At 67.6% G+C, this 13,545-nt stretch carries 24 protein-coding genes; all 24 read left to right on the top strand.

The genetic code is table 11. The features are described from left to right. The first annotated feature begins 141 nt into the window (after positions 1-141). The 24 genes from tuf to O7597_RS07280 all read left to right on the top strand — a co-directional run bounded on the left by tuf (position 142) and on the right by O7597_RS07280 (position 13,535). Positions 142-1,335 carry an elongation factor Tu gene (gene tuf / locus O7597_RS07395; protein WP_099849588.1) on the top strand — a complete coding sequence of 398 codons (1,194 nt, stop codon included), beginning with the start codon at positions 142-144 and terminating at the stop codon, positions 1,333-1,335. A gap of 349 nt (positions 1,336-1,684) precedes the next feature. Continuing rightward, on the top strand, positions 1,685-1,993 hold the full coding sequence (gene rpsJ, locus O7597_RS07390) for a 30S ribosomal protein S10 (RefSeq protein ID WP_007073037.1): 309 nt from the start codon (positions 1,685-1,687) through the stop codon (positions 1,991-1,993). An 11-nt stretch (positions 1,994-2,004) separates the two neighbouring features. After that, positions 2,005-2,670: a 50S ribosomal protein L3 gene (gene rplC / locus O7597_RS07385; protein ID WP_164447885.1), complete on the top strand. Its 666-nt coding sequence runs from the start codon at positions 2,005-2,007 to the stop codon at positions 2,668-2,670. Continuing rightward, complete coding sequence (rplD, locus tag O7597_RS07380) at positions 2,667-3,317, top strand: 50S ribosomal protein L4 (RefSeq protein ID WP_093403609.1); 651 nt, start codon at positions 2,667-2,669, stop codon at positions 3,315-3,317. The genes rplC and rplD overlap by 4 nt, the downstream gene beginning before the upstream one ends. Beyond that, positions 3,314-3,616: a 50S ribosomal protein L23 gene (gene rplW / locus O7597_RS07375; protein WP_093403611.1), complete on the top strand. Its 303-nt coding sequence runs from the start codon at positions 3,314-3,316 to the stop codon at positions 3,614-3,616. The genes rplD and rplW overlap by 4 nt, the downstream gene beginning before the upstream one ends. Positions 3,617-3,628: 12 nt before the next feature. Continuing rightward, positions 3,629-4,468 carry a 50S ribosomal protein L2 gene (rplB, locus tag O7597_RS07370; protein WP_093403613.1) on the top strand — a complete coding sequence of 280 codons (840 nt, stop codon included), beginning with the start codon at positions 3,629-3,631 and terminating at the stop codon, positions 4,466-4,468. Positions 4,469-4,480: 12 nt separating this feature from the next. Beyond that, positions 4,481-4,762 (top strand): 30S ribosomal protein S19, encoded by a 282-nt coding sequence (gene rpsS / locus O7597_RS07365; RefSeq protein ID WP_013735950.1) that lies wholly within the window; start codon positions 4,481-4,483, stop codon positions 4,760-4,762. Between the two features lie 40 nt (positions 4,763-4,802). After that, the gene (gene rplV / locus O7597_RS07360; RefSeq protein WP_164447883.1) at positions 4,803-5,258 is read left to right on the top strand and encodes a 50S ribosomal protein L22; all 456 of its coding nucleotides are present in this window, start codon (positions 4,803-4,805) and stop codon (positions 5,256-5,258) included. Further along, positions 5,258-6,124 carry a 30S ribosomal protein S3 gene (gene rpsC / locus O7597_RS07355; protein WP_164447882.1) on the top strand — a complete coding sequence of 289 codons (867 nt, stop codon included), beginning with the start codon at positions 5,258-5,260 and terminating at the stop codon, positions 6,122-6,124. The genes rplV and rpsC overlap by 1 nt, the downstream gene beginning before the upstream one ends. Before the next feature lie 3 nt (positions 6,125-6,127). Beyond that, positions 6,128-6,553: a 50S ribosomal protein L16 gene (gene rplP, locus O7597_RS07350; protein ID WP_007465292.1), complete on the top strand. Its 426-nt coding sequence runs from the start codon at positions 6,128-6,130 to the stop codon at positions 6,551-6,553. Continuing rightward, entirely contained in the window at positions 6,553-6,789 is a 237-nt protein-coding gene (gene rpmC, locus O7597_RS07345) for a 50S ribosomal protein L29 (protein ID WP_007073028.1), read from the top strand. Before rplP ends, rpmC begins: the two co-directional genes overlap by 1 nt. After that, on the top strand, positions 6,786-7,064 hold the full coding sequence (gene rpsQ, locus O7597_RS07340) for a 30S ribosomal protein S17 (protein ID WP_093403616.1): 279 nt from the start codon (positions 6,786-6,788) through the stop codon (positions 7,062-7,064). Before rpmC ends, rpsQ begins: the two co-directional genes overlap by 4 nt. Before the next feature lie 95 nt (positions 7,065-7,159). Beyond that, a complete protein-coding gene (gene rplN / locus O7597_RS07335; protein WP_007073026.1) occupies positions 7,160-7,528 on the top strand; it encodes a 50S ribosomal protein L14 in 369 nt (122 codons plus the stop codon). After that, on the top strand, positions 7,525-7,845 hold the full coding sequence (gene rplX, locus O7597_RS07330; protein WP_170863408.1) for a 50S ribosomal protein L24: 321 nt from the start codon (positions 7,525-7,527) through the stop codon (positions 7,843-7,845). Before rplN ends, rplX begins: the two co-directional genes overlap by 4 nt. Beyond that, on the top strand, positions 7,845-8,414 hold the full coding sequence (rplE, locus tag O7597_RS07325; RefSeq protein WP_093403618.1) for a 50S ribosomal protein L5: 570 nt from the start codon (positions 7,845-7,847) through the stop codon (positions 8,412-8,414). Before rplX ends, rplE begins: the two co-directional genes overlap by 1 nt. 1 nt (position 8,415) lies before the next feature. Then, complete coding sequence (locus O7597_RS07320; RefSeq protein WP_007073023.1) at positions 8,416-8,601, top strand: type Z 30S ribosomal protein S14; 186 nt, start codon at positions 8,416-8,418, stop codon at positions 8,599-8,601. A gap of 97 nt (positions 8,602-8,698) precedes the next feature. Beyond that, positions 8,699-9,106: a 30S ribosomal protein S8 gene (rpsH, locus tag O7597_RS07315; protein WP_093403619.1), complete on the top strand. Its 408-nt coding sequence runs from the start codon at positions 8,699-8,701 to the stop codon at positions 9,104-9,106. A 16-nt stretch (positions 9,107-9,122) separates the two neighbouring features. After that, the gene (gene rplF / locus O7597_RS07310) at positions 9,123-9,665 is read left to right on the top strand and encodes a 50S ribosomal protein L6 (protein ID WP_093403620.1); all 543 of its coding nucleotides are present in this window, start codon (positions 9,123-9,125) and stop codon (positions 9,663-9,665) included. Further along, positions 9,662-10,051, top strand: coding sequence for a 50S ribosomal protein L18 (rplR, locus tag O7597_RS07305; RefSeq protein ID WP_269738309.1), 390 nt, complete (start codon positions 9,662-9,664; stop codon positions 10,049-10,051). Before rplF ends, rplR begins: the two co-directional genes overlap by 4 nt. A 34-nt stretch (positions 10,052-10,085) precedes the next feature. Next, entirely contained in the window at positions 10,086-10,700 is a 615-nt protein-coding gene (gene rpsE, locus O7597_RS07300; RefSeq protein ID WP_093403623.1) for a 30S ribosomal protein S5, read from the top strand. Next, positions 10,700-10,882, top strand: coding sequence for a 50S ribosomal protein L30 (rpmD, locus tag O7597_RS07295; protein WP_018784560.1), 183 nt, complete (start codon positions 10,700-10,702; stop codon positions 10,880-10,882). Before rpsE ends, rpmD begins: the two co-directional genes overlap by 1 nt. Further along, positions 10,882-11,325 (top strand): 50S ribosomal protein L15, encoded by a 444-nt coding sequence (gene rplO, locus O7597_RS07290; protein WP_164447881.1) that lies wholly within the window; start codon positions 10,882-10,884, stop codon positions 11,323-11,325. Before rpmD ends, rplO begins: the two co-directional genes overlap by 1 nt. Before the next feature lie 233 nt (positions 11,326-11,558). After that, positions 11,559-12,881 (top strand): preprotein translocase subunit SecY, encoded by a 1,323-nt coding sequence (gene secY / locus O7597_RS07285; protein ID WP_269738308.1) that lies wholly within the window; start codon positions 11,559-11,561, stop codon positions 12,879-12,881. Continuing rightward, positions 12,882-13,535, top strand: a complete 654-nt coding sequence (locus O7597_RS07280; RefSeq protein WP_164447879.1) for an adenylate kinase — start codon at positions 12,882-12,884, stop codon at positions 13,533-13,535. Positions 13,536-13,545 lie beyond the last annotated feature (10 nt).

Genomic DNA, 13,545 nt, shown 5'->3' with positions numbered 1-13,545 from the left:
AATTCCGGGCCTGTAGGCTTCATCGCCGCAGAACCCACAAAGCTCTCCGGCCGTCAGGCCGGAAAGGCTGTCGACAGAGTCCTAAGCGCCACTCCTGGCGCACCGGGGCGAACGAACCAAGAAGTCCACAGGAGGACACCAGTGGCGAAGGCGAAGTTCGAGCGGACTAAGCCGCACGTCAACATCGGCACCATTGGTCACATCGACCACGGTAAGACGACGCTGACGGCGGCCATCACCAAGGTCCTGCACGACCAGTACCCGGACCTGAACCCGTACACGCCGTTCGACGAGATCGACAAGGCGCCCGAGGAGAAGGCTCGCGGCATCACGATCTCGATCGCGCACGTCGAGTACCAGACCGAGGCGCGGCACTACGCGCACGTCGACTGCCCCGGTCACGCCGACTACATCAAGAACATGATCACCGGTGCCGCCCAGATGGACGGCGCGATCCTGGTGGTTGCGGCGACCGACGGCCCGATGCCGCAGACCCGCGAGCACGTGCTGCTGGCCCGCCAGGTCGGCGTGCCGTACATCGTCGTGGCGCTGAACAAGAGCGACATGGTCGACGACGAGGAGCTCCTGGAGCTCGTCGAGCTCGAGGTCCGCGAGCTGCTCTCGGCCCAGGAGTACCCGGGTGACGACCTGCCGGTCGTGCGCGTCTCGGCGCTCAAGGCCCTGGAGGGCGACCCGGAGTGGACCGGTCGCCTGCTGGAGCTGATGAACGCGGTCGACACCGCGATCCCGCAGCCGGAGCGCGAGACCGAGAAGCCGTTCCTGATGCCGATCGAGGACGTCTTCACGATCACCGGTCGTGGCACGGTCGTCACCGGCCGCGCGGAGCGCGGCGTGCTCAAGCCGAACGAGGAGGTGGAGATCGTCGGTATCCGCGAGAAGTCGCAGAAGACGGTCTGCACCGGCATCGAGATGTTCCGCAAGCTGCTCGACGAGGCCCGCGCGGGTGAGAACGTCGGTCTGCTGCTGCGCGGCATCAAGCGCGAGGACGTCGAGCGCGGCATGGTGGTCGTCAAGCCGGGCACCAGCACCCCGCACACGGAGTTCGAGGCGACGGTCTACATCCTCTCCAAGGAGGAGGGCGGCCGGCACACCCCGTTCTTCCAGAACTACCGTCCGCAGTTCTACTTCCGGACCACGGACGTCACCGGTGTCGTCACCCTCCCCGAGGGCACCGAGATGGTCATGCCGGGCGACAACACCACGATGACCGTGAAGCTGATCCAGCCCATCGCGATGGAGGACAACCTCAAGTTCGCGATCCGGGAGGGTGGCCGTACGGTCGGCGCTGGTCGCGTCACCAAGATCATCAAGTGAGCTGGGTAACCCCGATTAGACCCGCCGCCGGTCGTGCGGCATACTAGTCAGGTTGCGTAACGACAGTTCGCCGCCCGTGTTCGGCTTCCGCTGAACCTCCGGGTAGGCAGAGCAGTCGGGCGTGGGGTGGTTGGCGGCCCGTCCGCCAACCACCCTCGCGCGGCGTTCAGGTCGCCTCAGTGCGACCGGCGCCCGGACCCACCGCGGTCAGGATCGCTCCGGTATCCCGGGGCGGAGCCTGGCCCCAGGGCGCGACACGCCCGACCGCGGGGGTGGGCGAAGAGGGTCTGTGCCAGCCGGTACAGGCACCCGCAACACAGCGGCATCGAGAGAAGGAACAGAAGCCACCATGGCGGGACAGAAGATCCGCATCCGGCTCAAGGCCTATGACCACGAGGTCGTCGACTCCTCGGCTCGGAAGATCGTCGAGACGGTGACGCGTACCGGGGCGCAGGTCGCGGGCCCGGTGCCGCTGCCCACGGAGATCAACCGTTTCTGCGTCATCCGCTCGCCGCACAAGTACAAGGACTCGCGCGAGCACTTCGAGATGCGTACGCACAAGCGACTGATCGACATCATCGACCCGACCCCGAAGACGGTCGACTCGCTCATGCGCCTCGACCTGCCGGCTGGCGTCGACATCGAGATCAAGCTGTAGGGACCGGACACATGGACAGGCAAGTTAAGGGGATCCTGGGCGCGAAGCTCGGCATGACCCAGGTCTGGGACAACAACCGCGTTGTCCCGGTGACCGTGGTTCAGGCCGGCCCCTGCGTCATCACCCAGGTTCGTGACGCCGACAAGGACGGTTACTCCGCGGTCCAGCTGGCGTACGGGACGATCGACCCGCGCAAGGCCAAGAAGCCGCTGCGTGGTCACTACGCCAAGGCCGACGTGGCGCCGCGCCGGCACATCGTCGAGCTGCGTACCAGCGACGCCGCGGACTACTCGCTCGGCCAGGAGGTCACGGTCGAGGAGTTCCCGGCCGGTGTCTCGATCGACGTGACCGGCAAGACCAAGGGCAAGGGCTACGCCGGCCCGATGAAGCGGCACGGCTTCCACGGTCTGCGCGCCAGCCACGGTGTCGAGCGCAAGCACCGCTCGCCGGGCTCGATCGGCGCCTGCGCCACCCCGGGTCGCGTCTTCAAGGGCACCCGGATGGCCGGCCGCATGGGCGGCGTGCGCTACACCGTGCAGAACCTGACCGTCCAGGCGGTCGACACCGAGAACAATCTCCTGCTCGTCCGTGGCGCCATCCCCGGCCCCAAGGGCGCGCTGGTCCTGGTCCGTACCGCGGCCAAGGCCAAGGCGAAGAAGGGCGGTGCGGGCAAGTGACCACCGTTGACGTCCTCAACTCAGAGGGCACCAAGACCGGCTCGGTCGAGCTGCCCGCCGACATCTTCGACGCGCAGGCCAACATCGCGCTGATGCACCAGGTCGTCGTGGCGCAGTTGGCCGCCGCCCGGCAGGGCACCCACAAGACCAAGACCCGGGGCGAGGTCGCCGGCGGCGGCAAGAAGCCCTACAAGCAGAAGGGCACCGGTCGGGCCCGCCAGGGCTCGATCCGCGCGCCGCAGTTCGCCGGCGGTGGCGTGGTCCACGGCCCGGTGCCGCGCGACTACAGCCAGCGCACCCCGAAGAAGATGAAGGCCGCCGCGCTGCGTGGCGCCCTGTCGGACCGGGCGCGCGCCGGGCAGGTGCACGTCGTCGAGGCGTTCGTCTCGGGCGAGAAGCCGTCGACCAAGGCCGCGCTGACCGCGCTCGCCAAGCTGACCACCGCCCGGCGGGTGCTGGTCGTGCTGAGCAGCACCGACGAGCTGAACTGGGTGTCGCTGCGCAACGAGCCGCGGGTGCACCTGATCGAAGCCGGCCAGCTCAACACGTACGACGTGCTGGTGGCCGACGACGTGGTCTTCACCAAGGAGGCCCTGGACGAGTTCCTGGGCGTCCCGGCCGAGACCACCGAGGAGGGTGGCAAGTGAGCACGATCGCCGATCCGCGCGACATCATCGTCGCGCCGGTCGTCTCGGAGAAGAGCTATAGCGAGCTGAACCGCAACTGGTACACCTTCCTGGTGCACCCGGACGCGAACAAGACCGCGATCAAGATCGCTATCGAGCAGATCTTCAACGTCCGTGTCCTGACGGTCAACACGCTCAACCGCGAGGGCAAGCGCAAGCGGACCCGTACCGGGTTCGGCAAGCGCAAGGACACCAAGCGGGCGATGGTGAAGCTGGCTGAGGGCGACCGCATCGAGGCCTTCGGCGGCCCGGTCAGCTGAGGGGTGTAGACAATGGCTATCCGTAAGTACAAGCCGACGACGCCGGGCCGGCGTGGCTCCAGCGTCGCCGACTTCGCCGAGATCACCCGGTCGACTCCCGAGAAGTCGCTGCTGGTCCCGCTGCCCAAGAAGGGCGGCCGGAACGTGCACGGCCGGATCACCGCTCGTCACCAGGGTGGCGGCCACAAGCGGCAGTACCGGCTGATCGACTTCAAGCGGGTCGACAAGGACGGCGTGCCGGCCAAGGTCGCGCACATCGAGTACGACCCGAACCGCACCGCGCGGATCGCGCTGCTGCACTACGCCGACGGCGAGAAGCGTTACATCATCGCGCCGAAGGACCTGAAGCAGGGCGACACGGTCGAGTCGGGTCCGAGTGCCGACATCAAGCCGGGCAACAACCTGCCGCTGCGCAACATCCCGGTCGGTACCACGATCCACAACGTGGAACTGCGTCCGGGCGGTGGCGCCAAGCTGGCCCGCTCGGCCGGCGTCGGCATCCAGCTGCTCGGCCGGGAGGGCGCGTACGCCACCCTGCGTATGCCGTCCGGTGAGATCCGGCGGGTGGACGTGCGCTGCCGCGCCAGCGTCGGTGAGATCGGCAACGCCGACCAGTCGAACATCAACTGGGGTAAGGCCGGCCGGATGCGCTGGAAGGGCAAGCGCCCGACCGTCCGTGGTGTCGCCATGAACCCGGTCGACCACCCGCACGGTGGTGGTGAGGGCAAGACCTCCGGTGGTCGCCACCCGGTCAACCCGCAGGGTAAGCCCGAGGGCCGCACCCGTCGTAAGGGCCAGCCGAGTGACCGGCTGATCGTCCGCCGTCGCTACGCCACGCGTAAGCGCGGCTGAGGGAGATAAGACATGCCTCGCAGCCTGAAGAAGGGCCCGTTCATCGACGACCACCTGCTCAAGAAGGTGGAGACGCAGAACGAGAAGGGCTCGAAGAACGTCATCAAGACCTGGTCGCGCCGCTCGACGATCATCCCGGAGATGCTCGGGCACACGATCGCCGTGCACGACGGACGCAAGCACGTCCCGGTGTTCGTGACCGAGGCGATGGTCGGGCACAAGCTCGGCGAGTTCGCGCTGACCCGCACGTTCAAGGGTCACGAAAAGGACGACCGGAAGAGCCGCCGGCGCTGACGCCGCGGGCATACGGATAGAGGATCAAGGGGTTACAGCGATGCCAGGAAAGGGCGACGCTCCGGTGCTTCCGGGCGCGCGGGCGGTTGCGCGGTACGTGCGCATCTCGCCGATGAAGGCGCGCCGGGTGGTCAACCTCGTCCGCGGCCTGCCCGCGAAGGAGGCGCTCACGGTGCTGCAGTTCGCGCCGCAGGCTGCGAGCGAGCAGGTGTACAAGGTGCTCGCGAGCGCGATCGCCAACGCGGAGAACAACGAGCGGCTGGACCCCGACGCGCTGCTCGTCAGCGAGGCGTTCGTGGACGAGGGCCCGACGATGAAGCGGTTCCAGCCACGGGCGCAGGGCCGGGCGTACCGGATCCGCAAGCGCACCTGCCACATCACCGTGGCGGTCGAGGCGGTCGCGCCGGCCGCGCCGAGGAAGTCGGCGAACAAGGCGGCTCCGGCGAAGCAGACCGCGCCGGCCGAGACGCAGAGCAACACGGAGGGCGCCGAGTAATGGGTCAGAAGGTTCACCCGCACGGGTTCCGGCTCGGCATCTCGACCGACTGGAAGTCCCGCTGGTTCGCGGACAAGCTCTACAAGGACTACATCGGCGAGGATGTCAAGATCCGCCGGATGATGTCCAAGGGGCTGGAGCGCGCCGGCATTTCCAAGGTCGACATCGAGCGCACCCGCGACCGGGTCCGGGTCGACATCCACACCGCGCGGCCGGGCATCGTCATCGGCCGTAAGGGCGCCGAGGCCGACCGGATCCGCGGCGAGTTGGAGAAGCTCACCGGCAAGCAGGTGCAGCTGAACATCATCGAGGTGAAGAACCCCGAGTCGGACGCGCAGCTGGTCGCCCAGGGCGTCGCCGAGCAGCTCTCCAGCCGGGTCAGCTTCCGTCGCGCGATGCGTAAGGCGATGCAGTCGGCGATGAAGAACCCGATGTGCAAGGGCATCCGGGTGCAGGTCTCGGGTCGCCTCGGCGGCGCCGAGATGAGCCGGACGGAGTTCTACCGCGAGGGTCGGGTTCCGCTGCACACGCTGCGGGCCAACATCGAGTACGGCTTCTTCGAGGCCCGTACCACCTTCGGCCGCATCGGCGTGAAGGTCTGGATCTACAAGGGCGACGCGGTGCCGGGTCGGGAGGCTCCGGCCGAGGCTCCGTCGCGCCCGCGCCGGGAGCGCGGTGACCGGCCCGAGCGGCCGCGCCGTGGTCGGTCGGGTTCGTCCGGCACGACCTCCGGTGGCACCGAGGCCGGCCGGGCTGCCGCGACGACCGTCGCGCAGCAGGCTGAGACGCCGAGTGGCGAGCCGGTCGACAGCGCTGCTGTCGCGGCCGCGGCTTCGGCTCCGGCAGAAACGCAGCAGGAGGGCTGACAGATGCTGATGCCGCGCAAGCCCCCGAAGGGCTTCCGCAAGCCGCACCACCCGGACCGCAGCGGCGCGTCCAAGGGCGGCAACCGGGTGGTGTTCGGCGAGTTCGGGATCCAGGCTCTGGAGCCGGCGTACGTGACCAACCGGCAGATCGAGTCGGCGCGTATCGCGATGACCCGCCACATCAAGCGTGGCGGCAAGGTCTGGATCACCATCTTCCCGGACCAGGCCCTCACCAAGAAGCCGGCGGAAACCCGGATGGGTTCCGGTAAGGGCTCGCCCGAGTGGTGGGTCGCGAACGTCAAGCCCGGGCGGGTCCTCTTCGAGATGTCCTTCCCGAACGAGCAGATCGCGCGAGAGGCGATGCGTCGCGCGATCCACAAGCTCCCGATGAAGTGCCGCATTGTTACGCGCGAAGTGGGTGAATCCTGATGGCAGCGGGCGTTAAGGCCTCCGAGCTGCGTGAGCTCTCCGAGGAGGAGCTGGTCACGAAGCTGCGTGAGGCCAAGGCGGAGCTGTTCAACCTCCGCGTGCAGGCCGCAACCGGTCAGCTGGACAACAACCGGCGGCTGCAGGTCATCCGTCGGGAGATCGCCCGGATCTACACGATCATGCGTGAGCGTGAGCTGGGGCTCTCGGCCGCGCCGACTGAGGTGACTGCTTCATGAGCGAGAACACGACCCCCACCAAGCCGCGGGGCCGCCGTAAGGTCCGCGAGGGCCTCGTGGTCAGCGACAAGATGGAAAAGACCGTCGTGGTCGAGGTCGAGGACCGAGTCAAGCACGCGCTGTACGGCAAGATCATGCGCCGGACCAGCAAGCTCAAGGTCCACGACGAGCAGAACTCCGCCGGCATCGGCGACCGCGTCCTGATCATGGAGACCCGGCCGCTCTCCGCCACCAAGCGGTGGCGGCTCGTGGAGATCCTCGAGAAGGCCAAGTAGCGAAGGCTCGAGCTCGGCCGGGACGGTCGGGCGCAGGTTCCGCCAGGCTCCGGCCGCCCCGGCGGCCGGAGAACCGGCAGACATAGGAGATAGACGTGATTCAGCAGGAGTCGCGACTGCGCGTCGCCGACAACACGGGTGCCCGGGAGATCCTGTGCATCCGGGTTCTCGGTGGCTCCGGTCGGCGCTACGCGAGCATCGGCGACGTCATCGTGGCCACCGTCAAGGACGCGATCCCGGGTGCCGGTGTGAAGAAGGGCGACGTGGTCAAGGCTGTCGTCGTCCGCACCGCCAAGGAGAAGCGGCGGCCGGACGGTTCGTACATCCGCTTCGACGAGAACGCCGCCGTCATCATCAAGGACGGTGGGGACCCGCGCGGTACCCGCATCTTCGGCCCGGTCGGCCGCGAGCTGCGGGACAAGCGGTTCATGAAGATCATCTCTCTCGCGCCGGAGGTGTTGTGACCGTGAAGGTCAAGAAGGGCGACACGGTCGTCGTCATCGCCGGCAAGGACAAGGGTGCCAAGGGCAAGGTCATCGCGGCCTACCCGCGGCAGGACAAGGTCCTGGTCGAGGGCGTGAACCGGATCAAGAAGCACACTCGCATCAGCACCACCCAGCGTGGCGCCAAGACCGGTGGCATCGTCACCCAGGAGGCCCCGATCCACGTCTCGAACGTGATGGTCGTGGACTCCGACGGCAAGCCGACCCGCGTCGGCTACCGGATCGACGAGAACGGCCAGAAGGTCCGCATCGCGCGTAGCACCGGTAAGGACCTGTGATGACCACGGCTACCGAAACCAAGACCATGCCGCGCCTCAAGGAGCGGTACCGCAACGAGATCATTGCTCAGCTGCGCGAGCAGTACGAGTACGGCAACCCGATGCAGGTGCCGCGGCTGGTCAAGATCGTCGTGAACATGGGTGTGGGCGAGGCCGCCCGGGACGCCAAGCTCATCGACGGTGCGGTCCGTGACCTGGCCACCATCACCGGCCAGAAGCCGCAGGTCCGGCGGGCGACGAAGTCCATCGCGCAGTTCAAGCTGCGGGAGGGCATGCCGATCGGCGCGAAGGTGACCCTGCGCGGCGACCGGATGTGGGAGTTCCTGGACCGGCTGCTGTCCATCGCGCTGCCGCGTATCCGCGACTTCCGCGGCCTGGACGGGCGCAAGCTCGACGGGCACGGCAACTACACGTTCGGTCTGACCGAGCAGTCGGTGTTCCACGAGATCGACCAGGACAAGATCGATCGCCAGCGGGGCATGGACATCACGGTGGTCACGACCGCCACGACCGACGACGAGGGCCGGGCGCTGTTGAAGCTCCTGGGCTTCCCGTTCAAGGAGAACTGAGATGGCCAAGAAGGCGCTGATCCTCAAGGCGGCCGCGAAGCCGAAGTTCTCGGTTCGCGCGTACACCCGCTGCCAGCGGTGCGGGCGTCCCAAGGCGGTCTACCGCAAGTTCGGGCTCTGCCGGGTGTGCATCCGGGAGATGGCCCACCGCGGTGAGCTGCCCGGCGTGTCCAAGGCTTCCTGGTAATAGTCCGGCGCGCTGCGGCGCGTCAGCTGGACTGTCTCTTCGCCGTAGGCCTGCGACGTGTCGCGGGAACCCCGGCGAGAAAGGTTGACGAGTTTTCATGACGATGACCGACCCGATCGCAGACATGCTCACGCGTCTGCGTAACGCCAACCAGGCGTACCACGACCGGGTGACGATGCCGTACTCGAAGATCAAGGCGAACATCGCCGAGGTCCTCAAGTCCGAGGGTTACATCGCCACCTGGGCAGTCGAGGAGCCCGAGGAGGGTGCCGTCGGCAAGCGACTGGTCGTCGAGCTGAAGTACGGCCAGAACCGGGAGCGGAGCCTGGCCGGCATCAAGCGCGTCTCCAAGCCCGGTCTGCGGGTGTACGCCAAGTCGGACGGGCTCCCCCGGGTGCTCGGTGGGCTGGGCGTGGCGATCATTTCGACGTCCCAGGGACTGCTCACCGACCGGCAGGCCCGCAAGCGGAGCGTTGGCGGGGAAGTCCTCGCCTTCGTCTGGTAACGGGAGACAGGTAGAAATGTCGCGTATTGGACGTAAGTCGATCCCGGTGCCATCCGGAGTCGACGTGACGATCGACGGCCGGACCGTCAAGGTCAAGGGCCCCAAGGGCGAGCTGTCGCACACCCTGGCCGAGCCGATCACCATCGAGCGGGCCGAGGACGGGCAGTTGAGCGTCAACCGCCCGAACGACGAGCGCAAGGCCAAGGAACTGCACGGCCTGAGCCGTACCCTGGTCGCCAACATGATCGTCGGGGTCACCGAGGGCTACCGTAAGAGCCTGGAGATCGCCGGCACCGGTTACCGGGTCACCGCCAAGGGCAAGGACCTGGAGTTCGCGCTCGGGTTCTCGCACCCGGTGCAGGTGCAGGCGCCCGAGGGCATCACCTTCACGGTGGAGCGGCCGACACTGTTCCACGTGGCCGGCATCGACAAGCAGCTCGTCGGTGAGGTCGCCGCCAACATCCGGAAGATCCGCCCGCCGGAGCCCTACAAGGGCAAGGGCGTGAAGTACCAGGGCGAAGTCATCCGACGCAAGGCCGGAAAGGCAGGTAAGAAGTGAGCGCCACGCTGCTCAAGCGCCGCCGCGGCGTCGCCGCCAAGCGTGCCGTCGGGCGGGCGCGGCGGCACTTCCGAGTGCGCAAGAACGTCAGCGGCACCGCCGCGCGTCCCCGCCTGGTGGTCACCCGTTCGCTGCGGCACATCGTCGCCCAGATCGTGGACGACACCAAGGGTCACACCTTGGCGTCGGCCTCGACCCTGGACGCCTCGGTGCGCGGCACGGAGGGCGACAAGAGCGCCCTGGCTGGCAAGGTCGGCACGCTGCTGGCCGAGCGGGCCAAGGCCGCGGGCATCTCCAAGGTCGTCTTCGACCGCGGCGGCAACCGGTACGCGGGGCGGGTAGCCGCGCTCGCCGCCGCCGCCCGCGAAGCCGGGCTCGAGTTCTGACAATCCCCGTCACGAGAGAGAAGGAAGGCTGCTGATGCCAGGTCAACAGCGCCGTGGCGGCGGGTCCGGTGGCAACGAGGGTGGTCGCCGCGACAACCGCCGTGAGGGCGGCCGCGGAAACGCGCCCGCCGAGAAGACCCCGCACCTCGAGCGGGTCGTCGCGATCAACCGCGTCGCCAAGGTCGTGAAGGGTGGTCGTCGCTTCAGCTTCACCGCCCTGGTGATCGTGGGCGACGGCGACGGCACCGTCGGCGTGGGCTACGGAAAGGCCAAGGAGGTGCCCGCGGCGATCGCCAAGGGCGTCGAGGAGGCCAAGAAGCACTTCTTCAAGGTGCCGCGGATCGGTTCCTCGATCCCGCACCCGGTCACGGGTGAGGACGCCGCCGGGGTGGTGCTGCTCAAGCCGGCCTCCGCCGGTACGGGTGTCATCGCCGGTGGACCGGTCCGTGCCGTGCTGGAGTGCGCGGGCATCCACGACGTGCTCTCCAAGAGCCTGGGCTCGTCGAACCCGATCAACATCGTGCACGCCACCGTGGCCGCGCTGAAGGGGCTGGAGTCCCCGGAGGCCGTGGCCGCGCGGCGGGGCCTGCCGGTGGAGGACGTCGCGCCGGCGGCCATGCTGGCCTCGCGGGCGGAGGTGGCGTCCTGATGGCACGTCTCAAGGTCACCCAGGTCCGTTCCGAGATCGGGACCAAGCGCAACCAGCGGGAATCGCTGCGTTCGCTCGGTCTCAAGCGGATCAATGACGTGGTGGTCAAGGAGGACCGGCCCGAGATTCGCGGCATGATCTTCACGGTCAACCACCTCGTGAAGGTCGAGGAGGTCGAGTAATGACGATCAAGGTCCATCACCTGCGTCCGGCGCCGGGTGCCAAGACCGCGAAGACCCGTGTGGGTCGCGGTGAGGGCTCCAAGGGCAAGACCGCCGGTCGCGGTACCAAGGGTTCGAAGGCCCGGAAGAACATCTCGGCGGCGTTCGAGGGTGGGCAGATGCCCATTCACATGCGCCTGCCGAAGCTGAAGGGCTTCAAGAACAAGTTCAAGGTGGTCTTCCAGGTCGTCAACCTGGACCGCCTGGCCGAGCTGTTCCCCAACGGTGGCCAGGTCGGCCCGACCGAACTGGTCGAGGCCGGCGCGGTCCGCAAGGGACAGCCGGTGAAGGTTCTCGGCACCGGGGACCTCGGCGGGGTGGCGCTTCAGGTGTCGGCGCACGCGTTCAGCGCGTCGGCCAAGGAGAAGATCACCGCCGCCGGTGGTTCGGTCACCGAGCTGTAGGGCTGTTTCACCCATGGCGCCCGCCAGTTGATCCCAGCTGGCGGGCGCCATGGTCTACAACGGGCCTGTCCGCCCGGTAACATCGGATTCGTTTTATGTAGCCGGGCACATCTGCCCGGACCGGGATCGGGCTGTTAGAGTCCCTTCCCAGCCATGGATATCGGGCACTTGCCCGGAACCCACCCCGACCCGCCAGGGACGACCGGCGGCCCGCCTCGCGCAGGAGGAAGAAGTTGCTGTCCGCCTTTCTCAGTGCGTTCCGTACGCCTGACCTGCGCAAGAAGCTGCTGTTCACAGTCGGCATCATCGCGATCTACCGGCTCGGCGCCACGGTGCCCAGCCCGGGCGTCTCGTACGGCAACGTGCAGAAGTGCCTGGAGTCCATCGAGGGCTCAACTGGCGTTCTGAACCTGCTCGACCTCTTCTCCGGCGGCGCGCTGCTGCAGCTGTCGATCTTCGCGCTGGGCATCATGCCCTACATCACCGCGTCGATCATCCTGCAGCTGCTCACGGTGGTCATTCCCCGGCTGGAGCAGCTCCGCAAGGAGGGCCAGGCCGGCCAGGCGAAGATCACCCAGTACACCCGCTACCTGACGCTGGGGCTGGGTGTCCTCCAGGCCTCGGCGTTCGTGGCGCTGGCCCGCTCCGGGCAGCTGTTCAACAACCAGTGCAACGAGGAGATCATCCCGACCGGCACCGGCATCCCGGACTGGCTGACCCTGTCCATCCTGGTGATGACGATGACCGCCGGCACCGGCATGGTCATGTGGCTCGGTGAGCTGATCACCGACCGCGGCGTCGGCAACGGCATGTCCGTCCTGATCTTCACCTCGATCGCGGCCCGGCTGCCCAGCGAGGGCTGGCGGATCAAGGAGAGCCAGGGCTGGTGGAAGTTCATGCTCGTCATCGCCTTGGTGCTGGTGGTCATCACCGCGGTCACCTTCATCGAGCAGGCGCAGCGCCGCATCCCGGTGCAGTACGCCAAGCGCATGATCGGCCGGCGGATGTACGGCGGCACCTCGACCTACATCCCGCTGAAGGTCAACCAGGCGGGTGTGATCCCGGTCATCTTCGGTTCCTCGCTGCTCTACCTGCCGCAGCTGGCGTTGCAGTTCTTCGACCAGAACGACCCGGGCAAGACCCAGGCGTGGATCCAGAACAACCTGGTCGACCCGACCAGCCCGATCTACATCGCGGTCTACTTCCTGCTGATCATCTTCTTCACGTACTTCTACGTCTCGATCACGTTCAACCCGACCGAGGTCGCGGACAACATGAAGAAGTACGGCGGCTTCGTGCCGGGCATCCGCCCCGGTAAGCCGACCGCCGACTACCTGGACTTCATCCTCAGCCGCATCACCCTGCCGGGTGCGCTGTACCTCGCGATCATCTCGATCCTGCCGAACTTCTTCTTCATCTGGCTCGACCGGCAGCAGTACCTCAACTTCCCGTTCGGTGGTACCGCTGTGCTCATCATGGTCGGCGTGGCTCTGGAGACGAGCAAGCAGATCGAGAGTCAACTGATGCAGCGGAACTACGAAGGGTTCCTGCGGTAGATGAGACTGGTTCTGGTGGGCCCGCCGGGTGCGGGCAAGGGCACACAGGCGGAGTTCATCGCCGCGCACCTGTCCGTGCCGAAGATCTCGACCGGCGACATCTTCCGGGCCAACGTGTCCCAGGGCACCCCGCTCGGCGTCGAGGCCAAGCGGTACATGGACGCCGGCAAGCTGGTGCCGGACGAGGTCACCATCAACATGGTGCGCGACCGACTCGCTGAGCCCGACGCCGCCGAGGGTTTCCTGCTCGACGGGTTTCCCCGGACCACCCCGCAGGCCGCCGCACTGGACAAGCTCCTCGCCGATCTCGGCACCGCGCTGGACATCGTGCTCGAACTGGTCGTCGACGACGACGAGGTGATCCGGCGGCTCTCCGGCCGGCGCACCTGCCGGGGCTGCGGCAAGATCTGGCACGTCGAGTTCGATCCGACCAGTCGGGAGGGCATCTGCGACCGGTGCGGTGCGGAGCTGTTCCAGCGGGACGACGACAAGCCGGAGACCATCGCCGCGCGGCTGCGGGAGTACGCCGAGAAGACCGCGCCGCTCGTGGACTACTACGGCGCGCAGGGCAAGCTGGTCGGCATCGACGCCACCGGCCCGGTGGAGGACGTCACGGTCCGCGCCATCGACGCTCTTCGCTCGTACGGGGGCTGAGGTCGGCCGG

The organism is Verrucosispora sp. WMMC514, assembly GCF_027497295.1.
Lineage (GTDB): Bacteria > Actinomycetota > Actinomycetes > Mycobacteriales > Micromonosporaceae > Micromonospora > Micromonospora palythoicola.
Note: the sequence above shows the minus strand (reverse complement) of the source record. Positions and strands in the feature narration are given on the sequence as shown.

What these genes read in the sequence shown, in the direction of transcription:
- rpsQ (WP_093403616.1), top strand. Translation starts at nt 6,786, where the DNA reads ATGAGCGAGAACACGACCCCCACCAAGCCGCGGGGCCGCCGTAAGGTC.
- rplB (WP_093403613.1), top strand. Translation starts at nt 3,629, where the DNA reads ATGGCTATCCGTAAGTACAAGCCGACGACGCCGGGCCGGCGTGGCTCC.
- rplE (WP_093403618.1), top strand. Translation starts at nt 7,845, where the DNA reads ATGACCACGGCTACCGAAACCAAGACCATGCCGCGCCTCAAGGAGCGG.
- rpsJ (WP_007073037.1), top strand. Translation starts at nt 1,685, where the DNA reads ATGGCGGGACAGAAGATCCGCATCCGGCTCAAGGCCTATGACCACGAG.
- rplC (WP_164447885.1), top strand. Translation starts at nt 2,005, where the DNA reads ATGGACAGGCAAGTTAAGGGGATCCTGGGCGCGAAGCTCGGCATGACC.
- rplF (WP_093403620.1), top strand. Translation starts at nt 9,123, where the DNA reads ATGTCGCGTATTGGACGTAAGTCGATCCCGGTGCCATCCGGAGTCGAC.
- rplV (WP_164447883.1), top strand. Translation starts at nt 4,803, where the DNA reads ATGCCAGGAAAGGGCGACGCTCCGGTGCTTCCGGGCGCGCGGGCGGTT.
- rpsC (WP_164447882.1), top strand. Translation starts at nt 5,258, where the DNA reads ATGGGTCAGAAGGTTCACCCGCACGGGTTCCGGCTCGGCATCTCGACC.
- O7597_RS07280 (WP_164447879.1), top strand. Translation starts at nt 12,882, where the DNA reads ATGAGACTGGTTCTGGTGGGCCCGCCGGGTGCGGGCAAGGGCACACAG.
- rpsS (WP_013735950.1), top strand. Translation starts at nt 4,481, where the DNA reads ATGCCTCGCAGCCTGAAGAAGGGCCCGTTCATCGACGACCACCTGCTC.
- O7597_RS07320 (WP_007073023.1), top strand. Translation starts at nt 8,416, where the DNA reads ATGGCCAAGAAGGCGCTGATCCTCAAGGCGGCCGCGAAGCCGAAGTTC.
- rpmD (WP_018784560.1), top strand. Translation starts at nt 10,700, where the DNA reads ATGGCACGTCTCAAGGTCACCCAGGTCCGTTCCGAGATCGGGACCAAG.
- rplP (WP_007465292.1), top strand. Translation starts at nt 6,128, where the DNA reads ATGCTGATGCCGCGCAAGCCCCCGAAGGGCTTCCGCAAGCCGCACCAC.
- rplO (WP_164447881.1), top strand. Translation starts at nt 10,882, where the DNA reads ATGACGATCAAGGTCCATCACCTGCGTCCGGCGCCGGGTGCCAAGACC.
- rpsE (WP_093403623.1), top strand. Translation starts at nt 10,086, where the DNA reads ATGCCAGGTCAACAGCGCCGTGGCGGCGGGTCCGGTGGCAACGAGGGT.
- rpsH (WP_093403619.1), top strand. Translation starts at nt 8,699, where the DNA reads ATGACGATGACCGACCCGATCGCAGACATGCTCACGCGTCTGCGTAAC.
- rpmC (WP_007073028.1), top strand. Translation starts at nt 6,553, where the DNA reads ATGGCAGCGGGCGTTAAGGCCTCCGAGCTGCGTGAGCTCTCCGAGGAG.